This is a genomic window from Clostridium sardiniense (genome assembly GCF_016907995.1).
Taxonomy (GTDB): Bacteria; Bacillota; Clostridia; order Clostridiales; family Clostridiaceae; genus Clostridium; species Clostridium sardiniense.
This window is the reverse complement of sequence record NZ_JAFBDA010000037.1, coordinates 1-25,829: the sequence shown is the minus strand read 5'-3', so window position 1 is coordinate 25,829 and position 25,829 is coordinate 1. Positions and strand designations below refer to the sequence as shown.

The 25,829-nt window shown below is 33.6% G+C and carries 43 protein-coding genes and 1 pseudogene; 43 read left to right on the top strand and 1 reads right to left on the bottom strand.

Annotation, left to right across the window (positions count from 1 at the left end; genetic code table 11):
• The 43 genes from JOC62_RS18330 to JOC62_RS18120 all read left to right on the top strand — a co-directional run.
• Positions 1-94, top strand: a 94-nt coding sequence (locus JOC62_RS18330) for an EF-Tu C-terminal domain-related protein (protein ID WP_341534822.1), incomplete at its 5' end; no start/stop codon positions are given.
• Positions 95-589: 495 nt separating this feature from the next.
• Positions 590-898, top strand: a complete 309-nt coding sequence (gene rpsJ, locus JOC62_RS18325; protein ID WP_204596721.1) for a 30S ribosomal protein S10 — start codon at positions 590-592, stop codon at positions 896-898.
• Between the two features lie 77 nt (positions 899-975).
• Positions 976-1,605, top strand: coding sequence for a 50S ribosomal protein L3 (gene rplC, locus JOC62_RS18320; RefSeq protein ID WP_204596720.1), 630 nt, complete (start codon positions 976-978; stop codon positions 1,603-1,605).
• A gap of 25 nt (positions 1,606-1,630) precedes the next feature.
• Positions 1,631-2,251 (top strand): 50S ribosomal protein L4, encoded by a 621-nt coding sequence (rplD, locus tag JOC62_RS18315; RefSeq protein ID WP_204596719.1) that lies wholly within the window; start codon positions 1,631-1,633, stop codon positions 2,249-2,251.
• A complete protein-coding gene (rplW, locus tag JOC62_RS18310; RefSeq protein ID WP_204596718.1) occupies positions 2,251-2,544 on the top strand; it encodes a 50S ribosomal protein L23 in 294 nt (97 codons plus the stop codon). The genes rplD and rplW overlap by 1 nt, the downstream gene beginning before the upstream one ends.
• Before the next feature lie 64 nt (positions 2,545-2,608).
• Positions 2,609-3,442 carry a 50S ribosomal protein L2 gene (gene rplB / locus JOC62_RS18305; protein WP_204596717.1) on the top strand — a complete coding sequence of 278 codons (834 nt, stop codon included), beginning with the start codon at positions 2,609-2,611 and terminating at the stop codon, positions 3,440-3,442.
• A 62-nt stretch (positions 3,443-3,504) separates the two neighbouring features.
• Entirely contained in the window at positions 3,505-3,780 is a 276-nt protein-coding gene (gene rpsS / locus JOC62_RS18300) for a 30S ribosomal protein S19 (protein ID WP_204596716.1), read from the top strand.
• A 25-nt stretch (positions 3,781-3,805) separates the two neighbouring features.
• Positions 3,806-4,138, top strand: a complete 333-nt coding sequence (gene rplV, locus JOC62_RS18295; protein ID WP_204596715.1) for a 50S ribosomal protein L22 — start codon at positions 3,806-3,808, stop codon at positions 4,136-4,138.
• A gap of 18 nt (positions 4,139-4,156) precedes the next feature.
• A complete protein-coding gene (gene rpsC / locus JOC62_RS18290) occupies positions 4,157-4,822 on the top strand; it encodes a 30S ribosomal protein S3 (RefSeq protein ID WP_204596714.1) in 666 nt (221 codons plus the stop codon).
• A gap of 23 nt (positions 4,823-4,845) precedes the next feature.
• Positions 4,846-5,280: a 50S ribosomal protein L16 gene (gene rplP / locus JOC62_RS18285; RefSeq protein ID WP_204596713.1), complete on the top strand. Its 435-nt coding sequence runs from the start codon at positions 4,846-4,848 to the stop codon at positions 5,278-5,280.
• On the top strand, positions 5,280-5,492 hold the full coding sequence (gene rpmC / locus JOC62_RS18280) for a 50S ribosomal protein L29 (RefSeq protein WP_039312823.1): 213 nt from the start codon (positions 5,280-5,282) through the stop codon (positions 5,490-5,492). The genes rplP and rpmC overlap by 1 nt, the downstream gene beginning before the upstream one ends.
• Before the next feature lie 21 nt (positions 5,493-5,513).
• A complete protein-coding gene (gene rpsQ / locus JOC62_RS18275; protein WP_039312826.1) occupies positions 5,514-5,768 on the top strand; it encodes a 30S ribosomal protein S17 in 255 nt (84 codons plus the stop codon).
• A gap of 32 nt (positions 5,769-5,800) precedes the next feature.
• Positions 5,801-6,169 carry a 50S ribosomal protein L14 gene (rplN, locus tag JOC62_RS18270; RefSeq protein WP_204596712.1) on the top strand — a complete coding sequence of 123 codons (369 nt, stop codon included), beginning with the start codon at positions 5,801-5,803 and terminating at the stop codon, positions 6,167-6,169.
• Positions 6,170-6,185: 16 nt separating this feature from the next.
• Positions 6,186-6,500 carry a 50S ribosomal protein L24 gene (gene rplX / locus JOC62_RS18265; protein ID WP_204596711.1) on the top strand — a complete coding sequence of 105 codons (315 nt, stop codon included), beginning with the start codon at positions 6,186-6,188 and terminating at the stop codon, positions 6,498-6,500.
• Positions 6,501-6,522: 22 nt separating this feature from the next.
• Complete coding sequence (rplE, locus tag JOC62_RS18260; RefSeq protein ID WP_204596710.1) at positions 6,523-7,065, top strand: 50S ribosomal protein L5; 543 nt, start codon at positions 6,523-6,525, stop codon at positions 7,063-7,065.
• A gap of 12 nt (positions 7,066-7,077) precedes the next feature.
• Positions 7,078-7,263 (top strand): type Z 30S ribosomal protein S14, encoded by a 186-nt coding sequence (locus tag JOC62_RS18255; protein WP_204596709.1) that lies wholly within the window; start codon positions 7,078-7,080, stop codon positions 7,261-7,263.
• Positions 7,264-7,295: 32 nt separating this feature from the next.
• The gene (gene rpsH, locus JOC62_RS18250; protein ID WP_204596708.1) at positions 7,296-7,694 is read left to right on the top strand and encodes a 30S ribosomal protein S8; all 399 of its coding nucleotides are present in this window, start codon (positions 7,296-7,298) and stop codon (positions 7,692-7,694) included.
• A gap of 61 nt (positions 7,695-7,755) precedes the next feature.
• On the top strand, positions 7,756-8,295 hold the full coding sequence (gene rplF, locus JOC62_RS18245) for a 50S ribosomal protein L6 (RefSeq protein WP_204596707.1): 540 nt from the start codon (positions 7,756-7,758) through the stop codon (positions 8,293-8,295).
• A gap of 23 nt (positions 8,296-8,318) precedes the next feature.
• On the top strand, positions 8,319-8,678 hold the full coding sequence (rplR, locus tag JOC62_RS18240) for a 50S ribosomal protein L18 (protein WP_204596706.1): 360 nt from the start codon (positions 8,319-8,321) through the stop codon (positions 8,676-8,678).
• A 19-nt stretch (positions 8,679-8,697) separates the two neighbouring features.
• Positions 8,698-9,195, top strand: coding sequence for a 30S ribosomal protein S5 (gene rpsE, locus JOC62_RS18235; protein ID WP_204596705.1), 498 nt, complete (start codon positions 8,698-8,700; stop codon positions 9,193-9,195).
• Positions 9,196-9,207: 12 nt separating this feature from the next.
• A complete protein-coding gene (gene rpmD / locus JOC62_RS18230) occupies positions 9,208-9,387 on the top strand; it encodes a 50S ribosomal protein L30 (protein ID WP_204596704.1) in 180 nt (59 codons plus the stop codon).
• 20 nt (positions 9,388-9,407) lie between these two features.
• The gene (gene rplO, locus JOC62_RS18225; RefSeq protein ID WP_204596703.1) at positions 9,408-9,848 is read left to right on the top strand and encodes a 50S ribosomal protein L15; all 441 of its coding nucleotides are present in this window, start codon (positions 9,408-9,410) and stop codon (positions 9,846-9,848) included.
• 2 nt (positions 9,849-9,850) lie between these two features.
• Complete coding sequence (gene secY / locus JOC62_RS18220; protein ID WP_204596702.1) at positions 9,851-11,128, top strand: preprotein translocase subunit SecY; 1,278 nt, start codon at positions 9,851-9,853, stop codon at positions 11,126-11,128.
• Between the two features lie 24 nt (positions 11,129-11,152).
• Positions 11,153-11,803 (top strand): adenylate kinase, encoded by a 651-nt coding sequence (locus JOC62_RS18215; protein WP_204596701.1) that lies wholly within the window; start codon positions 11,153-11,155, stop codon positions 11,801-11,803.
• Complete coding sequence (gene map / locus JOC62_RS18210) at positions 11,803-12,552, top strand: type I methionyl aminopeptidase (RefSeq protein ID WP_204596700.1); 750 nt, start codon at positions 11,803-11,805, stop codon at positions 12,550-12,552. The genes JOC62_RS18215 and map overlap by 1 nt, the downstream gene beginning before the upstream one ends.
• A 79-nt stretch (positions 12,553-12,631) precedes the next feature.
• The gene (locus JOC62_RS18205; RefSeq protein WP_204596699.1) at positions 12,632-12,913 is read left to right on the top strand and encodes a KOW domain-containing RNA-binding protein; all 282 of its coding nucleotides are present in this window, start codon (positions 12,632-12,634) and stop codon (positions 12,911-12,913) included.
• Positions 12,914-12,920: 7 nt separating this feature from the next.
• Complete coding sequence (infA, locus tag JOC62_RS18200) at positions 12,921-13,139, top strand: translation initiation factor IF-1 (RefSeq protein ID WP_204596698.1); 219 nt, start codon at positions 12,921-12,923, stop codon at positions 13,137-13,139.
• Between the two features lie 39 nt (positions 13,140-13,178).
• Positions 13,179-13,292, top strand: coding sequence for a 50S ribosomal protein L36 (gene rpmJ / locus JOC62_RS18195; protein ID WP_039312872.1), 114 nt, complete (start codon positions 13,179-13,181; stop codon positions 13,290-13,292).
• Between the two features lie 236 nt (positions 13,293-13,528).
• On the top strand, positions 13,529-13,894 hold the full coding sequence (gene rpsM / locus JOC62_RS18190; RefSeq protein WP_204596697.1) for a 30S ribosomal protein S13: 366 nt from the start codon (positions 13,529-13,531) through the stop codon (positions 13,892-13,894).
• A 15-nt stretch (positions 13,895-13,909) separates the two neighbouring features.
• Positions 13,910-14,299 (top strand): 30S ribosomal protein S11, encoded by a 390-nt coding sequence (rpsK, locus tag JOC62_RS18185; RefSeq protein ID WP_204596696.1) that lies wholly within the window; start codon positions 13,910-13,912, stop codon positions 14,297-14,299.
• Between the two features lie 28 nt (positions 14,300-14,327).
• The gene (gene rpsD / locus JOC62_RS18180; RefSeq protein ID WP_204596695.1) at positions 14,328-14,948 is read left to right on the top strand and encodes a 30S ribosomal protein S4; all 621 of its coding nucleotides are present in this window, start codon (positions 14,328-14,330) and stop codon (positions 14,946-14,948) included.
• A gap of 93 nt (positions 14,949-15,041) precedes the next feature.
• Positions 15,042-15,989 (top strand): DNA-directed RNA polymerase subunit alpha, encoded by a 948-nt coding sequence (locus JOC62_RS18175; RefSeq protein WP_204596694.1) that lies wholly within the window; start codon positions 15,042-15,044, stop codon positions 15,987-15,989.
• Positions 15,990-16,001: 12 nt separating this feature from the next.
• The gene (gene rplQ / locus JOC62_RS18170) at positions 16,002-16,343 is read left to right on the top strand and encodes a 50S ribosomal protein L17 (protein ID WP_204596693.1); all 342 of its coding nucleotides are present in this window, start codon (positions 16,002-16,004) and stop codon (positions 16,341-16,343) included.
• A gap of 222 nt (positions 16,344-16,565) precedes the next feature.
• On the top strand, positions 16,566-17,411 hold the full coding sequence (locus tag JOC62_RS18165) for an energy-coupling factor transporter ATPase (protein ID WP_204596692.1): 846 nt from the start codon (positions 16,566-16,568) through the stop codon (positions 17,409-17,411).
• Positions 17,396-18,271: an energy-coupling factor transporter ATPase gene (locus tag JOC62_RS18160; protein WP_204596691.1), complete on the top strand. Its 876-nt coding sequence runs from the start codon at positions 17,396-17,398 to the stop codon at positions 18,269-18,271. The genes JOC62_RS18165 and JOC62_RS18160 overlap by 16 nt, the downstream gene beginning before the upstream one ends.
• Entirely contained in the window at positions 18,272-19,072 is an 801-nt protein-coding gene (locus JOC62_RS18155) for a CbiQ family ECF transporter T component (RefSeq protein WP_204596690.1), read from the top strand.
• A gap of 15 nt (positions 19,073-19,087) precedes the next feature.
• Positions 19,088-19,825 (top strand): tRNA pseudouridine(38-40) synthase TruA, encoded by a 738-nt coding sequence (gene truA / locus JOC62_RS18150; RefSeq protein ID WP_204596689.1) that lies wholly within the window; start codon positions 19,088-19,090, stop codon positions 19,823-19,825.
• Positions 19,826-19,987: 162 nt separating this feature from the next.
• Complete coding sequence (gene rplM, locus JOC62_RS18145) at positions 19,988-20,422, top strand: 50S ribosomal protein L13 (protein WP_204596688.1); 435 nt, start codon at positions 19,988-19,990, stop codon at positions 20,420-20,422.
• A gap of 28 nt (positions 20,423-20,450) precedes the next feature.
• The gene (gene rpsI / locus JOC62_RS18140; RefSeq protein WP_204596687.1) at positions 20,451-20,843 is read left to right on the top strand and encodes a 30S ribosomal protein S9; all 393 of its coding nucleotides are present in this window, start codon (positions 20,451-20,453) and stop codon (positions 20,841-20,843) included.
• Positions 20,844-21,181: 338 nt separating this feature from the next.
• Positions 21,182-22,786 carry a Na/Pi cotransporter family protein gene (locus JOC62_RS18135; RefSeq protein ID WP_204596722.1) on the top strand — a complete coding sequence of 535 codons (1,605 nt, stop codon included), beginning with the start codon at positions 21,182-21,184 and terminating at the stop codon, positions 22,784-22,786.
• A 153-nt stretch (positions 22,787-22,939) separates the two neighbouring features.
• Positions 22,940-23,632, top strand: a complete 693-nt coding sequence (locus tag JOC62_RS18130; RefSeq protein WP_204596686.1) for an N-acetylmuramoyl-L-alanine amidase — start codon at positions 22,940-22,942, stop codon at positions 23,630-23,632.
• A gap of 146 nt (positions 23,633-23,778) precedes the next feature.
• Positions 23,779-24,621, top strand: a complete 843-nt coding sequence (locus tag JOC62_RS18125; protein ID WP_204596685.1) for a fumarate hydratase — start codon at positions 23,779-23,781, stop codon at positions 24,619-24,621.
• An 18-nt stretch (positions 24,622-24,639) separates the two neighbouring features.
• Positions 24,640-25,197 carry a Fe-S-containing hydro-lyase gene (locus tag JOC62_RS18120; RefSeq protein ID WP_204596684.1) on the top strand — a complete coding sequence of 186 codons (558 nt, stop codon included), beginning with the start codon at positions 24,640-24,642 and terminating at the stop codon, positions 25,195-25,197.
• Between the two features lie 79 nt (positions 25,198-25,276).
• On the opposite strand, the pseudogene JOC62_RS18115 reads toward JOC62_RS18120, so the two are convergent.
• Positions 25,277-25,829 (bottom strand): annotated as a pseudogene (locus JOC62_RS18115) (YitT family protein); the annotation flags it as partial.

Sequence of the window (25,829 nt, the reverse complement as noted above, 5' to 3'; positions counted from 1 at the left end):
CCACCCAGTAGCTATGGAAGAAGGATTAAGATTCGCCATCAGAGAAGGTGGAAGAACTGTAGGTTCAGGAGTTGTTACTAGCGTAATCGAATAGTAGTAATTACTTTATATATAAAAGTAGTAAGGGAGACGTCCTTTACTACTTTTTTTATTTTATTTTTCTTTTTAGTTTATGTATATATTGTATTATTTAATGAAATAATTAAAAAATATGAGTAAAAGTTTACAAAAAGGCATCTAAAAATTAACTTTATAAAATACTTGATATTTATAAGAAATACTATTAAAATAAAAAAAGCGAATTAATTCTAACGGAAAAAATTTAAAAAATAATTTAAATTTTATAAGAAAAAATTACTTGAAAAACATAAAATTTAATAGTATAATATAGAAGTTGTATAGCATGCGGCGATGAATCAAGAGGTTGCCGGACTTCCGGGTAATTCTTGATGAGTATGTCAGGATCTAGAATCCGACGACAGGGACTCTATATTTCTTTCCAAAAGTTATGAAACACCAGGAACAGTTTATAGAAGAACCGCTGTTGTGCGTTAGAAGTAAAGCGTACATGAAAAGGAGGGAAACCAAGATGTCAAAACAAAAAATAAGAATCAGATTAAAAGCTTTTGATCACACAATATTAGATCAATCAGCAGAAAAAATCGTTGAAACTGCAAAGTCAACAGGAGCTAAGGTTGCAGGTCCAGTACCACTACCTACTGAAAAAGATATTGTTACTATATTAAGAGCAGTTCACAAATATAAGGACTCAAGAGAACAGTTCGAAATAAGAACTCACAAGAGACTTATAGATATCGTTAATCCATCACCTAAGACTGTTGATGCATTAATGAGATTAAATCTACCAGCAGGTGTAGATATCGAAATAAAGCTATAATAGCAAAATTATAATAAAGACATTGAACTATTATGATTGCCTAGCAATCCGCTAATAAGTTTTGGAGGTGTAAATACATGAAAAAAGCTATAATTGGTAAGAAGATAGGAATGACTCAAATCTTCGATGAGAATGGAAAAGTAATTCCAGTAACAGTTGTAGAAGCAGGTCCATGTGTTGTAACTCAAAAGAAAACTATCGAAAACGATGGTTATGATGCAATACAAGTTGGTTTTGGAGACATAAGAGAAAAATTAGTTAACAAGCCAAAAAGAGGACACTTCACAAAAGCAGGAGTTTCATTAAGAAGAACTCTAAAAGAATTCAGATTAGAAAATGCTAGTGAATATGAAGTAGGCCAAGAAATAAAGGCTGACGTATTCGTAGTAGGAGATAAGGTTGACGTATCAGGAGTTTCTAAAGGTAAGGGATTCCAAGGCGTTATCAAAAGATGGAACCAACAAAGAGGACCTATGTCACACGGTTCTAAGTTCCATAGAGCACCAGGTTCAATGGGAGCAGCTTCTGATCCTTCAAGAACATTCAAGAACAAGAAGATGCCAGGACACATGGGTGCTGTAAACACTACAGTATTAAACTTAGAAGTAGTTAAAGTAATAGCTGAGAAAAACTTAATACTAATCAAGGGCGGAATTCCAGGTCCAAACAAGAGCAAAGTAGTAATAAGAAATACAGTTAAGGCTTAATTTCTTAAGGAAAGGAGGAAGCAGGATGCCTACAGTAGGATTATTCAATAAAGAAGGTAAACAAGTTGGAGATTTCCAATTAAACGAAAATATATTCGGAACTGAAATAAACGAAAACGCTATGCACCAAGTAGTTGTTGCATTATTAGCTAACAAGAGACAAGGAACTCAATCAGCTAAAACAAGAGCTGAAGTTAGAGGAGGCGGAATCAAGCCTTGGAGACAAAAAGGAACTGGTAGAGCAAGACAAGGTTCAATCAGAGCTCCACAATGGATCAAAGGTGGTATTGTATTCGCACCAAAGCCAAGAGATTACAGAATGGCTATACCAAAGAGCATGAAGAGAGTTGCTATGATGTCAGCATTATCAACTAAAGTTCAAGACGGACAAATGGTTGTTGTTGAAGATTTAGCATTCGATTCAATCAAAACTAAGAATGTAGTTAACATGCTAAACACAATGGAAGCTAAGAAGACTTTAATCGTAACAGCTGAGTCAAACGAAGTTGTTTATAAGTCAGCTAGAAACATTGAGGGAGTAGCAGTTGTACCTGCAAACAACATCAACGTTTATGACTTACTTAAGTTTGAAAAAGTAGTTATGACTAAAGATGCTGTATCAAAGATTGAGGAGGTGTACGCATAATGAATTTAACAAGCCATGATATAATAAGAAAGCCTGTTATTACTGAAAAGAGTATGGCAGCAATGGCAGAAAATAAGTACACTTTCATAGTTCACATAAGTGCTAACAAATCTCAAATAAAGAGAGCAGTTGAAGAAGTTTTCAACGTTAAAGTTGCAGATGTAAAGACTAGCAGAACTATGGGAAAAACTAAGAGAATGGGCGTACATGTAGGAAAGAGAGCTGACTACAAGAAAGCTATCATTACATTAGCTGAAGGCAGCACTATTGAATTCTTCGAAGGAATGCAATAGACGTCAATAAGGTGATTTATTGGTGATTATTCACCAGATAAGCTGAAAGAAGGAGGGAAATTAAATGGCAGTTAAAACATTTAGACCTATGACACCATCAAGAAGAAATATGACTATGCCAACATTTGAAGAAATAACTACAAATGAGCCAGAGAAGTCATTATTAGTTTCTTTAAAGAAAACTGGTGGTAGAAATGCACAAGGTAAAATAACTGTAAGACACCACGGTGGTGGCGCTAAGAGAAAATACAGAATAATTGATTTCAAGAGAAATAAGGACGGTATTCCAGCAAATGTTGCTACAATAGAATACGATCCAAATAGATCAGCATATATTGCATTAGTTGTATACGCAGATGGAGATAAGAGATACATAATCGCTCCAGCAGGATTAAAAGTTGGAGATAAGGTTGTATCAGGAGCTGACGCGGATATTAAACCAGGTAATGCATTACCATTATTAAACATCCCAGTAGGTACATTCATACACAATATCGAATTACAAGCTGGAAAAGGTGGCCAATTAGTAAGAGCTGCTGGATTATCAGCGCAATTAATGGCTAAAGAAGGTAAATATGCTACATTAAGATTACCTTCAGGTGAAATGAGATATGTTAGAATAGAATGTAGAGCTACAATTGGAGCTGTTTCAAATTCAACTAACGATATCGTTAAGATAGGTAAAGCTGGTAGGAAAAGACACATGGGTATCAGACCTACAGTTAGAGGTTCAGTAATGAATCCTTGCGATCACCCTCACGGTGGTGGAGAAGGTAAATCTCCAGTAGGTAGACCAAGTCCAATGACTCCATGGGGTAAACCAGCACTTGGATACAAGACTAGAAAGAACAAGAAGTACTCAGATAAGTTAATTATTAAGGGTAGAAATAAGAAATAGTTTGAAGAGAATATCCATTCTCTTCAAGGCTAGAGCCTAAGAAATGAAGGGAGGCAAATATAGTGAGTAGATCAATTAAAAAAGGACCTTTCGTCCATGCAGGACTTTTAAAGAAAGTAGAAGAAATGAACGCTAATGGTGAGCAAAAAGTTGTTAAAACTTGGTCAAGAAGTTCAACAATTTTCCCTCAAATGATAGGACACACAATAGCTGTTCATGATGGAAGAAAACATATCCCAGTTTACATTTCAGAGGATATGGTAGGACACAAATTAGGTGAATTTTCACTAACTAGAACATACAGAGGACACGATGATAAATCATCAAAAAGAAAGTAGTAGAGCCTGGAAAGGAGGATCATAAATGGAAGCTAGAGCTATAGCTAAATATGTAAGAATGTCTCCAATAAAGGTAGGAGCTGTTCTTGATTTAATAAGAGGAAAAGATGTAAGAGAAGCAAGTGCTATTTTACAATACACTCCAAGAGAAGCTGCAGTTGCTATCAACAAAGTTTTAAAGTCAGCTGTTGCAAATGCTGAAAATAATCATGGATTAGAAGCAGATAGATTATTTGTATCAGAAGCATACGTAGGTCACGGTCCAACATTAAAGAGATTTAGACCAATGGATCATGGTAAGGCATTCAGAATAAATAAGAGAACAAGTCATATAACAGTAGTTGTTAAAGAAAGATAAAGAAGGAGGGAAATCGAAGTGGGTCAAAAAGTACATCCTCACGGACTTAGAGTAGGTGTTATCAAGGGATGGGATGCAAAATGGTATGCAAACAAAAAAGATTTTGCTGACAATCTAATAGAAGATAACAAAATAAGAGAATTTGTAAAAAAAGATCTTTTCTCAGCTGGAATTTCAAAGATAGAAATCGAAAGAGCAGCTAAGAGAATTAAGTTAAATATATATACTGCTAAACCAGGTGTTGTTATCGGAAAAGGCGGTTCAGGTATAGAAGCTTTAAAGAAGAAATTAGCTAGCTTTATATCAGGAAAGAATATTCTAATAAACATAGTTGAAGTTAAGAACGTTGAATCAAACGCTCAATTAATGGCTGAAAATATAGCAGCACAACTAGAAAAGAGAATATCATTCAGAAGAGCTATGAAGCAAGTTATCCAAAGAGGAATGAAGCAAGGAGTTAAAGGAGTTAAGACTGCTTGTTCAGGAAGATTAGGTGGAGCTGAAATAGCTAGAACTGAGCAATATCATGAAGGTACAATTCCACTACAAACTTTAAGAGCAGATATCGATTACGGATTTGCTGAAGCTGATACAACTTATGGTAAAATCGGAGTTAAAGTTTGGGTTTATAATGGAGAAGTTCTTCCAACTAAAAAAGTTGAAAAGGAAGAAGCTAACGCATAAGCATAAGAAAGGAGGAATAAATCATGTTAATGCCTAAAAGAGTAAAGCATCGTAAGGTACAACGTGGTAGAATGAAAGGTAAAGCAACAAGAGGAAATTTCCTAGCATATGGAGATTTCGGTATTCAAGCTACTACTTGTGGATGGATCACAAGTAACCAAATAGAAGCTGCCAGAATTGCTATAAATAGATATATAAAAAGAGGAGGAAAACTTTGGATAAAGATTTTCCCAGATAAACCAGTTACTGAAAAGCCAGCTGAAACAAGAATGGGTTCAGGTAAAGGATCACCAGAGTACTGGGTTGCAGTAGTTAAACCAGGTAGAGTATTATTCGAATTATCTGGAGTTAATGAAGAAGTTGCAAGAGAAGCTATGAGACTTGCATCACACAAACTTCCTGTAAGAACTAAGTTTGTTACAAGAAGAGATTTTGAGGAAATGGGTGGTGAAGAATAATGAAGGCTAGAGAATTAAAAGAATTAAGAGCAAGTAATCCTCAAGATTTAAAAGCTAAATTAGGAGAACTTAAAGCTGAGTTATTCAACTTAAGATTCCAATTAGCTACAGGACAATTAGAAAATCCTATGAGAATAAGAGAAGTAAAGAAATCTATAGCCCAAATAAAAACCATCTTAAGACAAGAAGAGTTAAGGGTTGTTGAACAGTAATCTGGAAGGAGGTAAGCCTTAATGGAAAGAGGACTAAGAAAAAAGAAGATCGGTAGAGTTGTTTCTGATAAAATGGATAAAACTATCGTAGTTGCTATTGAAACTAAAGTAAGACATCCACTATACGGAAAAACTGTTAACAGAACTACTAAGTTCAAAGCTCATGATGAAAAGAATGAAGCTCAAGTTAATGATAGAGTATTAATAATGGAAACAAGACCTTTATCAAAGGATAAAAGATGGAGACTTGTTGAAATAGTTGAAAAAGCTAAATAATATGGCTTAAAGACCGAAAGGAGGGTAATCTAATGATACAACAACAAACTAGATTAAAAGTTGCTGACAACTCAGGAGCTAAGGAAATAATGTGCATCAGAGTATTAGGCGGATCTAAGAGAAAGTACGGTAACATTGGAGACATAATAGTTGCCAGCGTTAAAAGTGCAACACCAGGCGGAGTTGTTAAAAAAGGTGACGTTGTAAAAGCTGTTATTGTTAGATCAGTAAAAGGAATAAGAAGAGCAGACGGTTCATACGTGAGATTTGATGAAAACGCTGCTGTTATAATAAAAGACGATAAGCAACCAAGAGGAACACGTATCTTTGGACCTGTTGCTAGGGAGCTAAGAGATAAAGAATTTAATAAAATATTATCATTAGCACCAGAAGTTCTATAAAGAGGAGGTGGCTAACTTGAAAATACATGTAAGAAAGAACGACACAGTTGTAGTTATATCAGGAAAAGATAAAGGTAAAACAGGTGAAGTTTTAAAAGTATCCCCAAAAACTGGTAAAGTGCTAGTTCAAGGAGTTAACATAGTAAAGAAGCACCAAAAGGCAGGTAGAACTCAAGCTGAAAGTGCTATAATAGAAAAAGAAGCTGCAATAAACAGCTCAAAGGTAATGTTATATTGTACAAAGTGCAAAAAAGCTACTAGAATTAGCAACAGAATATTAGAAGACGGAGCTAAGGTTAGAGTGTGCAAGAAGTGCGGAGAAACATTCTAGAAATTGAAAGGAGGTTAACAATATGACAAGACTTCAAGACAGATATGAAAAAGAAATAATTCCGGCTATGATGGAAAAGTTCGGATATGAAAATATAATGCAAGTTCCAAGACTTGAAAAGATAGTAATCAACATGGGTGTTGGTGAAGCTAAAGATAATCAAAAAGTTTTAGAATCAGCTGTTAGCGATTTAACTATAATAACTGGTCAAAAGCCAATATTAACAAGAGCTAAGAAATCAGTTGCTAACTTCAAGATAAGAGAAAACATGGCATTAGGATGTAAAGTTACATTAAGAAAGGCAAAGATGTATGAATTTGCTGATAAGTTAATGTCAATTGCTTTACCAAGAGTTAGAGACTTTAGAGGAATTTCAGCTAAATCATTTGATGGTAGAGGAAATTACTCACTAGGAATTAAAGAGCAATTAATATTCCCAGAAATAGAGTACGATAAGATCGACAAAGTAAGAGGAATGGATATAATCTTCGTTACAACTGCAAACACTGACGAAGAAGCAAGAGAATTATTAAGATTCCTTGGCATGCCATTTGCTCAACAATAAGGAGGGGTATCTATGGCACGTAAAGCGATAATAGAAAAGTGGAGCAAAGAACCTAAGTATAAGACTAGAGCTTATACTAGATGTAGAATATGTGGAAGACCACATTCTGTATTAAAGAAATTCGGTATATGCCGTATCTGTTTCAGAGAACTTGCATACAAAGGCCAAATCCCTGGTTGTAGAAAAGCAAGCTGGTAATACTGAAGATATAGCGAAAGGAGGCACATTAAATGGTTATGACAGATCCTATAGCAGATTTGCTAACTCGTATAAGAAACGCAAATGCTGTTAAACATGAAGTAGTAGAGGTACCTTCTTCTAACGTAAAGAAGGCCGTTTCAAATATATTATTACAAGAAGGATACATCAAGGAAATTGATGAATACAATGATGGAGTAGTTCCAATGTTAAGAATAACTCTTAAATATGGAGCTAACAATGAAAGAGTAATAACTGGATTAAAGAGAATATCAAAGCCAGGATTAAGAGTATATTGTAAAAAAGACGAAACTCCTAGAGTTCTTAATGGTTTAGGAATAGCTGTTATTTCAACTTCAAAGGGAATAATGGTAGATAGAGAAGCTAGAAAGAACAACATAGGTGGAGAAGTTCTTTGCTACGTTTGGTAGAAATTAAATAGTAATTAAATAGATGAATATATGCATGTAGAGAAAAACAGGAGGTGCAATTATGTCAAGAGTAGGTAGATTACCAATAGCTATACCTGCTGGCGTAACTGTTACAGTAACACCAGAGAACGTTGTTACTGTAAAAGGCCCAATGGGTGAGCTAGTAGAAGCTATGCACAAAGACATGAATATCGCAGTTGAAAACAACGAAGTAGTTGTAACTAGACCTAGCGACGTTAAGGAGCATAGAGCTCTTCACGGATTAACAAGAGCACTTATAAACAACATGGTTGAAGGAGTTACTAAAGGATTCCAAAAGACTTTAATCTTAAACGGTGTTGGTTACAGAGCTCAAAAGCAAGGAAAGAAACTTGTAATGAACCTTGGATATTCACATCCAGTTGAAATAGAAGCAGTTGAAGGTGTTGAATTTGAAACACCTGAAGCTACAAAGGTAGTTGTAAAAGGAATCAACAAGCAAAAAGTTGGAGAAGCAGCTGCTAAGATCAGATCATGGAGAAAACCAGAACCATACAAGGGTAAAGGTATAAGATACGAAGGCGAAGTGATCAGACGTAAAGAAGGTAAAACTGGTAAGTAATAAAAGAAAGGAGTGAGCTTTATATGTTCAAGAAAGCAGACAGAAAAGCTAGCAGAAAGAGACGTCACCTTAGAGTACGTAAGAAAGTTTTCGGTACTCCTGAAAGACCAAGACTTTCAGTATACAGAAGTGAAAAAAATATTTACGCACAAATAATTGATGATATAAATGCTGTAACAATTGTTGCTGCTTCAAGCTTAGAAAAAGATTTCTCAGCTAAAGGTGGAAACAAAGAAGGCGCTAAATTAGTGGGTGAATTAGTTGGTAAGAAAGCTGCCGATAAGGGAATAACAGAAGTTGTTTTCGATAGAGGTGGATTCGTATATCACGGAAGAATTCAATCATTAGCTGAAGGTGCTAGAGAAGCAGGCTTAAAATTCTAAGAAACGAGGAGGGAAATAAATGAGAATCGATCCTAGTACACTAGACCTTAAAGAAAAGGTTGTTAACATAAATAGAGTTACTAAGGTTGTTAAGGGTGGTAGAAACTTCAGATTCGCAGCTCTAGTTGTTGTTGGAGACGAGAACGGACACGTTGGAGTTGGAATGGGAAAATCTATCGAAATACCTGAAGCAATTAAAAAAGGAATAGAAGATGCTAAGAAGAACTTAGTTTCAGTTTCAATGGTTGAGACTACTATTCCTCATGAAATCCACGGTAAATTTGGAACAGGAGATGTTCTTATAATGCCAGCTAAAGAAGGTACAGGAGTTATCGCTGGAGGTCCAGCTAGAATAGTACTTGAATTAGCTGGAATCAAGGATGTTAGAGCTAAGTCATTAGGTTCAAACAATCCTAATAACATGGTTAAAGCAACAATCAATGGATTAGCAAACTTAAGAACAGCTGACGAAATAGCTAAATTAAGAGGAAAATCTGTTGAGGAAATATTAGGTTAGGAGGGAAATTGCATGGCTAAGTTAAGAATTACATTAGTAAAGAGCTTAATCGGTAGAAAGAAAGACCATATCGCTACTGCAAACGCCCTTGGACTTAAGAAAATAGGTAAGACAGTAGAGCATGAGGGAACTCCTCAAATAAACGGTATGGTTAAAAAGATAAGCTACATGTTAAATGTAGAAGAAGTATAAAAAGAGGAGGTGCACTGAGTATGAAACTTCATGAATTAAAGCCAGCAGCTGGAAGCAGAAAGGCTCCTAAGAGAGTTGGAAGAGGAACTGGTTCAGGTTTAGGAAGAAACGCTGGTAAAGGTGAAAAAGGACAAAACGCTAGATCAGGCGGTGGAGTTAGACCAGGATTCGAAGGGGGTCAAATGCCATTATACAGAAGACTTCCTAAGAGAGGATTCACTAATATCTTCGCTAAAAAGATCGTTAGCATAAACATAGATAGATTAAACATTTTTGAAAATGGAACAGAAGTTACTCCAGAATTATTATTAGAAACAAGAGTTATTTCAAAAGTAATGGACGGAGTTAAGATTCTTGGAAACGGAAACTTAGAAAAGAACTTAACTGTAAAAGGATGCAAGTTCTCAAAATCTGCTATCGAAAAGATCGAAGCAGCTGGAGGAAAAGTTGAGGTGAAATAAGAATGCTATCAACCCTACGTAACGCCTGGAAGGTACCTGAATTGAGAAAAAGATTTTACTGGACAATATTTTTAGTGGCAATCTTTAGGATGGGAAGTCATATTCCTGTTCCTGGGATTAGCGCCGATTATTTGAAAGGAATGACTCAATCAGGAAACTTAATGGGTTTCTATGATTTAATATCAGGTGGAGCCTTTAGTAGATTTAGTATTTTTGCTCTTGGTGTAATGCCATACATCAATGCATCAATTATAACTCAGCTATTAACAATAGCTATACCATCATTAGAACAACTTTCAAAAGAAGGTGAAGATGGTAGAAGAAAGATACAAAATGCCACTAGGTATTTATCAATTGTTATAGCAGTTATTCTTGCATTTGGTATGTATGCAACAATTTCTCAAATGGGAGCAACAATAGGTATGAAAACTGTACAAATGATAGTAGTCATACTAGCTTTAGTTGTCGGATCAACATTCTGTATGTGGTTAGGAGACCAAATCACTGTTAAAGGTTTCGGAAATGGTGTTTCAATCCTAATCTTTGTAAATATAGTTTCAAGATTACCAATGACAATTAGATCTATGTTGATGTTAGAAAACTCAGGAGATATAAGTATTGTTGAAATAGCATTATTCGTAGTATTTGCTGTATTAGCGCTTGCTGGAGTAGTATATTTTTCACTTGCAGAAAGAAGAATCCCTGTTCAGTATGCAGGAAAAGCAGTTGGGAATAAGGTGATGAGAAGTCAATCAACTCATATTCCTTTAAGTATAGTTGGATCTGCTGTTATAGCGATTATATTCTCTATGTCAGTAATGCAATTCTTACCAACAATTGCAGGTTTCTTCCAAAGCCATGAATGGGCAAAATGGGTTACAAGTAGCCCAATGAGTATTTTTAATAGTAAGACTTGGATGTATCCAGTTGTTTATTCACTATTAACTATATTCTTTACTTGGTTCTACACTCAAGTAACATTTAAGCCAGATGAAATGTCAGAGAATCTGCATAAATCTGCTGGATTTATACCAGGTGTTAGACCAGGAGAGCCTACAACACAATACTTTGAAAGTATTCTTAATAGAATTTCTTTCATCGGAGGAATATTTGCAGCACTACTTGCTGTAACACCAATAGTTATAGATAACTATACTGCATTCAAAGGAATACAATTTGGGGGAACAGCACTTCTTATTGTAGTGAGTGTTGCTCTAGATTTCACAAGAAAGCTAGAATCACAAATGATAATGAGACACTACAAAGGATTTCTTAAATAAGATTAAATAATGGAGATGATGCCCGTGAAGATTATTTTACTAGGTCCTCCTGGAGCAGGAAAAGGAACACAGGCAAAATCAATTAGTAATAGATATTCAATTCCTCATATTTCAACAGGAGATATTTTCAGAAAGAATATTTCAGAAAATACTCCATTAGGAATTGAGGCAAAAAAATATATGGATAACGGACAATTAGTACCGGATTCAGTTACTATAGATATGGTTAAAGATAGACTTCAAGATGATGACTGTAAGAATGGATACCTACTTGATGGGTTTCCAAGAACAGTTGCTCAAGCTGAAGCCTTACAAGAATTCTTAGATAGTAGAAACGAGAAGTTAGATACAGCTTTATGTATCGAAGTTCCAAGTGAGTTTATACTTGAAAGAATGACTGGTAGAAGAGTTTGTCCATCATGTGGAGCAAGTTACCACATTAAATTTAACCCACCAGCGGTTGAAGGAAAATGTGATCTTTGCGGAAGTGATATAGTACAAAGAAAAGACGATACAGAAGAAACTGTAAAAGAAAGACTTGATGTGTACGAAAGACAAACACAACCACTAATTGATTTTTATAAGAATAAGAACTTACTTTCAACAGTTGATGGCACTCAAGCAATCAATGAAGTGTTTGAAAGTATCTGCAAGATTTTAGGGAGTGCTAAATAATGATCTTAATTAAAGATGATTTGGCCCTTGATCTGATGAGAAAAGCAGGAAAAATAGTAGGTGAAACATTACTACTATTAGAAAATGAAATTAAGCCAGGTATAAGTACTAAAGAATTGGATAGAATAGCAGAAGAATTCATAAGAGAGCAAGGAGCTATACCTTCATTCAAAGGTTTGTATGGATTTCCAGCTTCATTATGTATTTCTGTAAATAATCAAGTAGTTCATGGTATTCCCGGAGGCTACATCCTTAAAGATGGTGATATAGTCAGTATAGATTGTGGAGCTTATCTTGATGGATTCCATGGAGATGCAGCAAGAACTTTTCCAGTAGGAAATGTTTCAGAAGATGCAAAAAGGCTTATACAGGTAACAAGAGATTGTTTCTTTGAGGGAATTAAGTTCGCTCAAATTGGTAATAGATTAACAGATATATCACATGCGATACAGAGCCACGTTGAAGTAAACGGATTTTCCGTTGTGAAAAGTTTTGTAGGACACGGGATAGGCAGAGATCTACATGAAGATCCTGAAGTACCAAACTTCGGTAGACCAGGTAGAGGTCCAATACTTACAAAGGGCATGGTTCTAGCTATAGAGCCAATGGTTAATGAAGGATCCTTTAGAGTAAGAACTTTAAAAGATAATTGGACGGTTGTAACAAGTGATGGAAGCCTATCAGCACATTACGAAAATACAGTTGCGATTTTACCAGATGGTCCCGAAATACTAACACTAACTAAATAAAAGTGTTGCTTAGTTATAAATTTGCAAAGTGATATTACGATGCTTATTTATTTCTAAGGTAATCATCGAGGTGAAAAATTTGCAAAACAATGACTTGATTGGGAAAGTTGTACTTTCTTTAGCTGGTAGAGATAAAGATCATTTATATATAGTAATAAATGTAATTGATGAAAATTATGTATTGCTTGCAAATGGTGATACTAAAAAGATCAAGGAACCTAAGAAGAAAAAGGTTAAGCATTTAGAGTTCTTAGAAAATATAGATGATGAGATAAGAGCAGCCATAATCAGTGAGAGAAAAGATACTGACTTAAAAATTAAGAGATTTTTAAAATTAAGAGGCATTGTTAAGGAGGGTTGATTACCTTATGTCAAAAGATGATGTTATAGAAATGCAAGGAGTCGTTGTAGAATCCTTACCAAACGCTAACTTCCAAGTTGAACTTGAAAGTGGGCACACAATTCTAGCACATATATCAGGAAAATTAAGAATGAACTTCATAAGAATTTTACCTGGAGATAAAGTTACAGTGGAGCTTTCTCCATATGACTTAACAAGAGGTAGAATTACTTGGAGAGCAAAATAAGATAGTAAGATCTATCAAATATTACAAGGAGGGTTAGCGATGAAAGTAAGACCATCAGTTAAGCCTATTTGCGAAAAGTGCAAAGTAATTAGAAGAAAAGGAAGAGTAATGGTAATCTGTGAAAATCCAAAGCACAAGCAAAAACAAGGCTAATATAAATAAATATTAGACAAAAAATACAAATTAGGTATTTAAAATTTATTGACTTTTTTGTCAAAGTCACATATCATTATATAGGCATTTAATTAAATAATTAGATTTTAGGAGCGGCTGATGATAGAGAACAAATTCTCTATTAACCTAAAATTTTATTATATATATATTATATTTTTGATAATCAAAAATAATAAACTTTTAGGCATTTCAATTACCAGGAGGTGTAAATTTTAATGGCAAGAATAGCAGGTGTTGACCTACCAAGAGAAAAAAGAGTTGAAATAGGTTTAACTTATATTTATGGAATAGGATTACCTACTTCACATAAGATATTAGAAGCTACAGGAATAAACCTTGACACAAGAGTTAAGGATTTAACTGAAGATGAAGTAAACGCGCTAAGAACTTATATTAAGGAACTTACAATTGAAGGTGACTTAAGAAGAGAAGTAGCATTAAACATCAAGAGATTAGTAGAAATCGGATGTTATAGAGGAATTAGACATAGAAAAGGTCTTCCAGTAAGAGGACAAAAAACTAAGACTAATGCGAGAACAAGAAAAGGTCCTAAGAAGACTATCGCAAATAAGAAGAAGTAGTTAGGAGGGAAAGCAATGGCAAAGGTTAAAAAGACTAGAAGAAAAAGAGACAGAAAAAACGTTGAGCATGGTGCTGCACACATCAAGTCAACTTTCAACAACTCAATAGTTACTTTAACAGACGCACAAGGAAATGCGTTATCATGGTCAAGTGCTGGAGCTCTAGGTTTCAGAGGATCAAGAAAAAGTACTCCATTTGCAGCTCAAATGGCAGCAGAAACTGCTAGTAAAGCAGCAATGGAACACGGTTTAAAGAGCATTGAAGTTTATGTAAAGGGACCAGGAGCTGGAAGAGAAGCAGCTATAAGATCTTTACAAGCAGCAGGATTAGAAGTAACTTTAATCAAAGATGTTACTCCAATCCCACACAATGGATGTAGACCACCAAAAAGAAGAAGAGTCTAGTATTTGATTCATACAGGAGGTGTAATTAATGGCAAGATATACTGGAGCTACATGTAGATTATGTAGAAGAGAAGGCATGAAGTTATTCCTTAAAGGGGATAGATGTTATACAGATAAATGTGCTTTCACAAGAAGAAGTTACGCACCAGGACAACACGGAGCAGCTAGAAAGAAATTATCTAACTACGGTGTACAACTTAGAGAAAAGCAAAAAGCTAGAAGAATATACGGAGTGTTAGAAGGTCAATTCAGATCATACTATGAAAAGGCTGAACACATGAAGGGTATTACTGGTGAAAATTTATTAATGTTATTAGAGTTAAGATTAGATAACGTTGTTTATAGATTAGGATATGGTGCTTCAAGAAACGAAGCAAGACAATTAGTTAACCACGGACATTTCTTAGTAAATGGCAAGAGAGTTGACATTCCTTCATTCAAAGTATCAGTTAACGATGTAATAACTGTTGCTGAAAAGAGCAGAGGAAGCGAAAAGTTCAAGACTTTCGTTGAAAATCCAAAGACTTTACCAAAATGGTTAGAAGCTAACGTTGAAAACTACGAAGGCAAAGTAGTTGCTGTACCAGTAAGAGAAGATATTGACGTACCAGTTAATGAAACTCTTATCGTTGAGTTATACAGCAAATAATTGTAATATTTGTTAGAGCAATAAACTTAAAGCAAATATAGAATCAGTTGCCCTCAGAATAAGGTTGCCAGTTTAAAAATAAGGAGGGTTCGTATGTTAGAAATCGAAAAGCCAATAATTGAATGTGTAGAAGCAAATGAAGACGGTACTTATGGTAAGTACGTTGTAGAGCCATTAGAAAGAGGATATGGTATAACTTTAGGGAATGCCCTAAGAAGAATATTATTATCATCATTACCTGGAGTTGCAACTACTTCAGTTAAAATTGATGGTGTTCTTCATGAGTTTTCTACTATACAAGGAGTTAAGGAAGATGTTACTGAAATTATTCTTAACATCAAAGCTTTAGCTTTAAGAATGAACGGTGAAGGTCCAAAGACTATATATATAGATGCAAAAGGACCTGGTGTTGTTACAGCAGCAGATATAAAGACTGACGGAGATGTTGAAGTTGTGAATAAAGACTTACATATTGCAACTTTAGATAACGATGGAAGACTTTATATGGAGTTAACTGTAAATAGAGGTAGAGGATACGTTACTCAAAATAAAAATAAAAGTGACGATCTACCAATATCAGCAATAGCTGTTGATTCAATATATACACCAGTTAAGAGAGTTAACTTTAAAGTAGAAAATACTAGAGTTGGTCAAATTACTGACTATGATAAGTTAACACTTGAAATTTGGACTAATGGAACTATTAAGATTGATGAGGCTATAAGCTTATCATCAAAAATCTTAATAGAACATTTCAAATTATTCATGTCATTAACAGATGAAACTAATGATGTTGAAATAATGATTGAAAAAGAAGAAGATAAAAAGGAAAAAGTACTAGAAATGACTGTGGAAGAGCTAGATTTATCAGTTAGATCATATAACTGTTTAAAGAGAGCTGGTATTAACACAGTTCAAGAACTTGCTAACAGATCAATGGATGATATGATGAAGGTAAGAAATCTAGGAAAGAAATCCTTAGAAGAAGTTGAAAAGAAGCTTAAAGAATTAGGCTTAAGCTTAAAGTTAAGCGACGAGTAAGGAGGTAAATCCATGGCAGTTAATCGTAAGTTAGGTCGTCCAACAGACCAAAGAAGAGCTATGCTTAGAAACCTAGTAACTAGTTTCTTAAAGCATGGTAAGATTGAAACAACTGAAACTAGAGCTAAAGAAACTAGAAGTTTAGCTGAAAAGATGATCACTCTTGCTAAAAGAGGAGATCTTCATGCTAGAAGACAAGTTTTATCTTTCGTACAAGAAGAAGCTGTAGTTAAGCATTTATTTGATAATATAGCTCCACAATACACTGAAAGAAACGGTGGATATACAAGAATGTATAAAAAAGGCCCTAGAAGAGGGGACGGAGCTGAAATAGTTATACTTGAATTAGTTTAATTATTTGAGGGGGATTAAGAGCAATCTTAGTCCCCGTTTTGTTATATTTAAAAGTATTTTATATAGAGAAGTAATGATTTAAATATTCTGAATAAGGTTGAAAGTTGAAATTAATGTTATATAATAATGTTAAGTGTATATACAGTAACCATTAAGTTTGTATATAGAATATAATTTAGATAGCAATATAATAGTGAATGAGTTATTAATATGGAGGACCAAATGAGTCAAGAAATGATTAAATGTGAGAATTTAGTTTTTAAATACACATCACATGAAGATGGTATGGAAAGGTACGCTATTAATGGTGTAAATTTAACAGTTGAAAAGGGAGAGTTCTTAGTTGTATTAGGGCATAATGGATCAGGCAAATCAACATTAGCTAAGCATATGAATGCACTACTTTTACCTACTGATGGTATTGTATATGTTGATGGACTTAATACTAAGGATGAAGATAATGTATGGGACGTTAGAGCAAAAGCTGGAATGGTATTTCAAAACCCTGACAACCAAATGGTTGCTACAATAGTGGAAGAAGATGTTGCTTTTGGACCAGAAAACCTAGGAGTGGATCCTAAAGAAATAAGAAAACGTGTAGATGAGAGCTTAGAGAAGGTTGGAATGAGTGAATATAAAAGGCACGCTCCGCACCTTTTATCAGGGGGACAAAAGCAAAGAGTTGCTATAGCAGGTATTCTTGCAATGCAACCTGAATGTATAATTTTTGATGAGCCAACTGCAATGCTAGATCCCTCAGGAAGAAAAGAAGTATTAAATAATATTAAAGAGATTAATAAACAATATGGTATTACAATAATTCTTATAACCCATTACATGGATGAAGCTGCTGAAGCAGATAGAATTGTTGTTATGGATGATGGTAAGTTAATAATGGGTGGTACTCCTAAGGAAGTATTTTCACAAGTAGAACTTATGAAAAAAATAGGATTAGATGTTCCACAAGTAACTGAACTTAGTTATGAGTTAAGCAAAGAGGGAATAAAGTTAGATGATAAAATAATAAATGTAGATGAGATGGTGGAAGCGTTATGTCAATTAAAATAGAGAATTTAACACATATATATATGCCTAATGGTCCTTTTGAAAAAAAAGCATTGGATGATGTAAACATAGATATAAAAGATGGAGAATTTATTGCTTTAATAGGACATACAGGCTCAGGTAAATCAACTTTAATACAACATATGAATGGATTATTAGAAGCTACATCAGGAAAGATAATTGTTGATGGAGAAGATATAACAGAAAAAGGGGTTAAGCTTTCCGATGTAAGAAAAAAAGTTGGATTAGTATTCCAATATCCGGAATATCAACTTTTTGAAGAGACAATAGAAAAGGATATATCTTATGGACCAACAAATCTTGGACTAGATGAAGATGAAATACATAGACGAGTAATGAAATCAATGGAGATGGTAGGTCTTGATTATGAAACTTATAAGGAGAAATCACCTTTTGATTTGAGTGGAGGACAAAAGAGAAGAGTCGCTATAGCAGGTGTTATTGCCATGGAACCAAAAACTCTTATATTGGATGAACCTACAGCCGGACTTGATCCTAAAGGAAGAGATGATATATTAGCTCAAATCAAACTTCTTCACACAAAATATAAAATGACAATAATACTAGTTAGCCATAGCATGGAAGATGTAGCTAAGCTTGCAGAAAGAGTTATTGTTATGAACAAGGGAACTGTAGCCTTACAAGGAGCTCCATCTGAAGTATTCAAGGAAGTCGATACTTTAGAAAAAATTGGACTTGGAGTACCACAAGTTACTTATCTTATGAGAGAACTTAGAAGAAGAGGTTTTAAGGTAAGTGATGAAGTGTATACTATAGAACAATGCAAAAAAGAATTAGTAAGATTATTTGGAAATAAGTCAAAAAGTCAGGGGGATGAATAGGTGATAAAGGATATAACTATAGGGCAATACATACCAGGGAGCTCATTTACTCACAAGCTAGATCCTAGAACGAAGATATTAATATCTCTGTTATTTATTGTTTCTCTATTTTTAATAGATAAATTTGTAGGATATATTTTAGTTGTTGCATTTATAGTTGCAGTAATAATTAATTCTAAAGTACCGCCAAGATTTATATTAAAAGGGCTAAAACCTATTATCTTCTTAGTAGCATTTACTTCAATATTGAATGTATTTATGATAAAGGGAAGTTCTGATACATTATTATTTCATTTTGGATTTTTAAATATATATGTTGAAGGTATTAGAACAGCATTATTTATGGCATTAAGATTAATCTTCCTAGTAGTTGGTACATCATTATTAACTCTAACAACATCTCCTATAGAGCTTACAGATGGGATAGAGATCCTTCTTAGACCTATAGGTAAGGAAATAGCCCATGAACTTGCAATGATGATGACTATAGCATTAAGATTTATACCAACTCTTATGGATGAAACTGATAAGATTATGAAAGCACAAAAGGCAAGAGGTGCAGATTTTGAATCAGGTGGAATTATTCAAAAAGCAAAGAGTTTGGTACCACTTTTAGTACCACTATTTATAAGTTCATTTAGAAGAGCTGATGAACTTGCAATGGCAATGGAGGCTAGATGTTATAGAGGTGGTTCGGGAAGAACTAGAATGAAACAATTAAAGTTTTCTAAGGATGATGCAATAGCATGGGGGATATTTGGAATATTATTTATAGCTAGTATAGTAATTAGAATACTTTAAGTTTTAGGTGAGATTATGAAAAATATAAAATTAACAATTGAATATGATGGAACTAATTATCTAGGGTGGCAAAAGCAAAAAAGTAGTAAAAACACAATTCAAGAAACGATAGAAATAGCAATTTCCAAGATAGTTAAAAATGAAGTAGCTATTACAGGGAGCTCTAGAACTGATTCAGGGGTGCATGCTAAAGGTATGGTAGCAAACTTCTATACAGACAGCAATGTGCCGCCAGAGAAGTTTAGAGAAGCTATAAATACAAAATTACCAGATGATATTGCTATTGTAAAATCAGAAGAAGTTTCAGAAGAGTTTCATTCAAGATATGATAGTAAAGGAAAGACATATTGCTATACCCTAATAAATAGAGAAGAGAAGGTAGCACTATATAAAAACTTTTCTTATCATGTTAGAGAATTTCTAAATGTAGATGAGATGAGAAAAGCATGCAAATACTTTATAGGTAAACATGATTTTAAAGCTTTTAAGACAACAGGAAGTTCAGTAAAGACGTCTACTAGAACAATTAGTGACCTACACATAGAAAGAGAAGGAGACTTTATAAGAATTTTCATTACTGCTGATGGTTTTTTATATAATATGGTAAGAATAATAGTAGGAACTTTAATTGAAGTAGGACGTGGAAAAATCAAGTCTGAGAGTATTGAAAGGATAATAGAAGAAGGTAAAAGAGAGGAAGCAGGCTTTTGTGTTCCGCCAAATGGCCTTGTTTTAGAAAAAGTTTATTATTAATACAAAAAAATACGGAAAATTTGTTGACACGCCCGTAAGCGTGTATTATAATAATACATGTTTGTTAGAATATTTATGTATATAAGATTTAGTGAACTAACATCTTAACATAAATGCAATATGTAGATATTGCGAATCGTAAGTTCAAGGAGGGAAACAGAGATGAAATCATACATTGCAAAAGCACAAGAAGTTGAAAGAAAATGGTATGTTGTTGATGCTGCTGGTAAGCCACTAGGAAGAGTTGCTAGCCAAGTTGCTTCAATCTTAAGAGGAAAAAATAAGCCAACATTTACACCAAATGTTGACTGCGGAGATTTCGTTATAGTAATCAATGCTGAGAAAGTTGTTTTAACTGGTAAGAAGTTAGATCAAAAAATGATGAGAAAGCACAGCTTATACGTTGGTGGATTAAAGGAAATCCCATACAGAGAAGTTCTTGCTAAGAAGCCAGAATTCGCATTTGAAGAAGCAGTTAGAAGAATGCTTCCAAGTGGTGTTTTAGGTAGAAAAATGTTAAAGAAATTAAAAGTAAACAGAGGTTCAGAGCACGAACATCAAGCTCAAAACCCTGAAGTACTTGAATTAAAGTACTAATAACCGAAACTCGGGAGGAGGATTTAAAATGGCAAAAGTTCAATACATGGGAACTGGTAGAAGAAAAAAATCAGTTGCAAGAGTAAGACTAGTACCAGGAAATGGTAAAGTAGTTATAAATAAGAGAGAAATCGAAAACTATTTCGGTTTAGAAACTTTAAGAGTTATCGTTAACCAACCTTTAGTTTTAACAGGAACTAAAGATAAGTTTGACTTATTAGTTAACGTTCATGGTGGAGGATTCACAGGTCAAGCTGGAGCAATCAGACACGGTGTAGCAAGAGCATTAGTTAAATCAGACGAAGCTTTAAAGTCAGAATTAAAGAAAGCTGGATTCTTAACTAGAGACCCAAGAATGGTTGAAAGAAAGAAATACGGTCTTAAGAAAGCAAGAAGAGCTCCACAATTCTCAAAGAGATAATATTTGGAGTACGGAATATGGAAGAGAAGAGTTTTATACTCTTCTCTTTTTTTTGTAGAATTTTATATTATTATGGAGGTTATGTTTTGTCCAAAATTCAACCTATATACATAAACTTAACAAGAAATATATGAATTTTTAATAAAAAAGGATATTTATGAAAAATAAATGGCAATAAAAGTAAAGCTATATTAAATCTAGGTTAAAAAATAAGAATAAATATTAACAAATGTTAAGAAATAATGTACACTTAGATTGTAAAATTGAGAATATAAATAGTAATTTGATTAAATAAAATTCTTTTTGGGATGGAGGATAAAAATTTGAATTCTATAGTAATGACGATTATAAGCTTAATGGGTGGTCTAGGACTATTCCTTTACGGAATGAAATTAATGGGAGATGGACTAGAAAATGCAGCTGGAGAGGGATTAAAGAAGATCCTTGAGAAAGTTACATCAAACCCTATAATTGCAGTGCTCGTTGGGGCAGCAGTTACTGCTGTAATACAAAGTAGTAGTGCAACTACAGTAATGGTTGTTGGTTTCGTTAATGCAGGGCTTATGAACTTAGCACAAGCTGCTGGAGTAATAATGGGTGCTAATATAGGTACAACAATAACAGCTCAATTAGTTGCATTTAAGCTTGATCAAATAGCGCCATTATTCGTATTTGTTGGTGCAGCTATGGTTATGCTTGCAAAAGCTAAAAAGAGAAGAGATATTGGTAACATAATACTAGGATTCGGTATATTATTTACTGGTATGGGAATGATGAGTGGAGCTATGAAACCACTTGCATCATCACCTATGTTTGAGCAATTAGTACTTTCTATAAGTGATAATATGTTTATAGGTATAATAGCCGGGGCTGCACTAACAGCTATACTTCAAAGTTCATCAGCAACAACAGGTATACTTATTGCTCTTGCAACAGCAGGTGCAATTAATATCAATGCTGCTCTTCCAATATTATTTGGATGTAATATAGGTACATGTATAACAGCTATGATTGCAAGTGTTGGTACAAATAAAACAGCACATAAAGCAGCCTTTTTACATTTAATATTTAATGTAGGTGGTACAATATTATTCATACCATTTATGCACATGCTTGGTACATTAGTTACAACTATGAGTCCTGGAGATGTTGAAAGACAAATAGCAAATTCACATACAGTATTCAATATAGCAAATACAGCAGTAATGTTACCGCTTAGAAAGTATCTGATAATAGCGGTTAATAAGCTAGTTCCAGGAGATGATGAGATAGAGAAGGTTGGTCCTAAGTATATAGATGATAGGTTACTTGAAACTCCAGTTATTGCAGCTGGACAAGTTATAAAAGAAACTATAAGAATGGCTAACAAGGCAAAACAAAATCTTGAATTATCAATGGAAGCATTCATGAAAGAGGATGAAGAGCTTATAAAGAAGGTTTATGATAATGAAGAGATAATAAATGTATTAGAAGAATCTATAACGACTTATCTAGTTAAATTAGCGAAGTGTGAGATATCAGATAAGGAAACTGGAATCGTTGCGTCAACATTCCACATAATAAATGATATAGAAAGAATAGGAGATCATGCTGAAAATGTAGCAGATCTTGCAGCACAAAGATCAAATAAGAAATTACAATATAGCGATGATGCTATAGATGAGTTATATGAAATATATAATTATACAACAACAGCGCTTCAACTTGCTATAGATAGCTATGAGAACAGAGATGTTAAGAAAGCTAACGGAATAAATAGTATTGAAGAAAGAATAAATTCATCTCAAAAAAGCTATAGAGATAAGCATATTAAGAGATTATATGATGGAAAATGCAATGCATATGCTGGAGCTATATTCCTAGATTTAATTTCAAATTTTGAAAGAATCGGAGATCATGCAAAAAACATTGCTGAAAGTGTAATAGAAAATAATTCAGTATAATTAAATTTTAAAAGAAGCTAGATATAAACCTAGCTTCTTTTTTTATATAATACTTATCTCTTTTTATTGGATATAATTTCAAAAAACTTATGTATCATAAAAAACATTTTTTATCACATAATAAAATTATAAGTTTTTAGGAGGATAAGCTATATGAAAATTTTAAAAAATATATGCATAGCCTTAATGCTATTATTAGTAGGCATAATACCAATAGAAACAAATGCAGTACAATTAGACTCAAAAGAATCAATTAAGGACTGTAAAATATTAATTGATCCAGGGCATGGAGATTGGGATGGAGGAGCAAAAACAAAAAATGGAACTATAGAAAAAGATATAAATCTTCAGATAAGTTTAAAGCTAAGAGATGCACTTAAGAAAGAGGGATATGATGTTTATATGACTAGAGAAGAGGATACCTCTCTATCAAATAAAAAGAAAGATGATTTACAATTAAGATGTGACAAAAAGAAAGAAACAAAGTGCGATATGTTTATATCTATTCATCAAAATATGTTTACAAGTTCAAGTAGTAAGGGGACTCAAGTCTGGTACTCAAGTGATGAAAGGAGTAAAGGGCTTGCAGAGAGTATTCAAAGTACAGTAAAGGAAACGCTTCAGCCATCTAACCATAGAGTTGCTAAGGATGCTAAAAAATCATATAAGATACTTAGAGATGGGTATGAAGGGGCAAATATTATAGTTGAATGTGGATTCTTATCAAATCATGATGATGAAAAAAACTTAAAGGATAATTCATATCAAGATAAGTTGGTTGATTCAATAACTAAAGGAATAAATAAGTATATTGAAGAAAAACCAGAGAAGCCAATATTAGAATAATTTAATATATTTCCGAGGAAATTAGGGACTAATAAAAAATATTAGTCCTTTTTGTAGTATTATAGAAAAAATTGTAATCTATAATCAAAATACCTTGTAAAAATAGTAAAAAATTAATAAACTAGGAAGGAGAGGAGAGGGATTTTATGAGAGAGATTAGTGTAAACAAGGTTAGAGATAGTGTAAGGGATTTATGCATTGGTTCTAATTATTACATAGGGAGTGACGTAAAGGATAGTTTGATTAATTATAGGGATAGAGAAAATTATCCTATTGCAAAAGAAGTGTTAGGAAAAATAGTTGAGAATGCAGATATCTCAAAAAATGAGAATATGCCAATGTGTCAAGATACTGGAATGGCTTGCATATTCTTAGAAGTTGGACAAGATGTTCACTTTATTGATGGTGATATAGAGGAAGCTATCAATGAAGGTGTACGAAGAGGATATGAAGAAGGATATTTGAGAAAATCAGTAGTTAAAGATCCTATAGATAGGGTTAACACTAAGGATAATACTCCAGCAGTTATTTATTATAATTTAGTAAAGGGTGATAAAGTAAAAGTAACTGTAGCGCCTAAAGGATTTGGGTCAGAAAATATGAGTAAAATTGCTATGCTTAAACCATCTGATGGATTAGAGGGTGTTAAGAAATTTATATTAAAAACTGTTGAGGAAGCTGGTCCTAATCCATGCCCACCTATGATTGTAGGAGTTGGTATTGGAGGAACATTTGATAAAGCTGCATATCTTTCCAAAAAAGCTTTATTAAGACCTATAAACGAAGAAAATAAAAATAAATTTTATGCACAGCTTGAGAAAGATTTGCTTAAAGATATCAACAGTTTAGGAATTGGTCCACAAGGATTTGGTGGATTAACAACAGCGTTGGGGATAAATATTGAAGTTTATCCAACTCATATTGCAGGATTACCTGTTGCAGTAAATATTAGCTGCCATGCAACAAGGCATAAAGAAGCAGTAATATAAAAGGAGTGTTTTAGGTATATGGTTAAAAATATTAGGACCCCTTTAACAGAGGAGAAAGTTAAAGATTTAAAATGTGGAGATTCAATACTTTTATCTGGTACGATATATACAGCGAGAGATGCAGCACATAAAAGATTAATTGAGCTTTTAGATAAAGGCGAAGAATTACCTATAAATATAAAAGATGAGATTATATATTACGTAGGACCAACTCCAGCTAAGGAAGGACAAGTTATAGGTTCAGCAGGACCAACAACAAGTTATAGAATGGATGCTTATTCACCAAAGCTTCTAGATTTAGGTCTAAAAGGAATGATAGGCAAGGGACTAAGAAATGATGAAGTGGTGGAATCAATAAAGAAAAACAATGCAGTTTACTTTGGAGCAATTGGAGGGGCGGCAGCCCTTATAGGAAAGAGTATAGTATCTTCTGAGATAATTCTTTATGAGGATTTAGGCGCAGAGGCTATAAGAAGATTAGAAGTTAAAGATTTTCCTATAATTGTGGTTATAGATTCAGAAGGAAATAATCTTTATGTAGAGGGAAGAGAAGACTATAAAAGCACACTTAAATAAAGATATATAAGAGTAAATATAAATAGATAAAAATATAAGGTAGAAATTCATTAAGAATCTCTACCTTATTTAAATATGACTATACACTCTTAAAGCCTTTACCCTTAACTTCAGATGTATCCATTATTGTTATAAATGCCATAGGGTCTACTGCATAAATTTCATTCTTCAATGACAGCATTTCACGTGTTGTAACTATACAGTAAAGCATTTTAGCCTTTTTATGAGTATATTCACCTTCTATTGGAATTGATGTTACACCTCTATGCATATCTTTAATTACAAAATTAATGATAGCTTGACTTTCGTTTGTAATTATAAGCATAAGTTTTCTACTATTAAGACCTCTTAGAACTCTATCTAGTACTACACCTTGAACAAAGATAGATAATAGAGTATAAAGTGCTTTTGGTATACCAAAGATGATAGCACCAACTATAACTATTATACAATTTAATATAAATCCAAGTTTACCAATTTCAAAGCTTGAATATTTTTTTCTAATAAGCATAGTTATAATGTCCGTACCACCTGTTTAACCATTTCTTAAAAACACAAGTCCGTAACCAGCACCACAAAGTACACCACCATATATACAATAAAGTAATATGTCATCTACTTTAATTAATGCA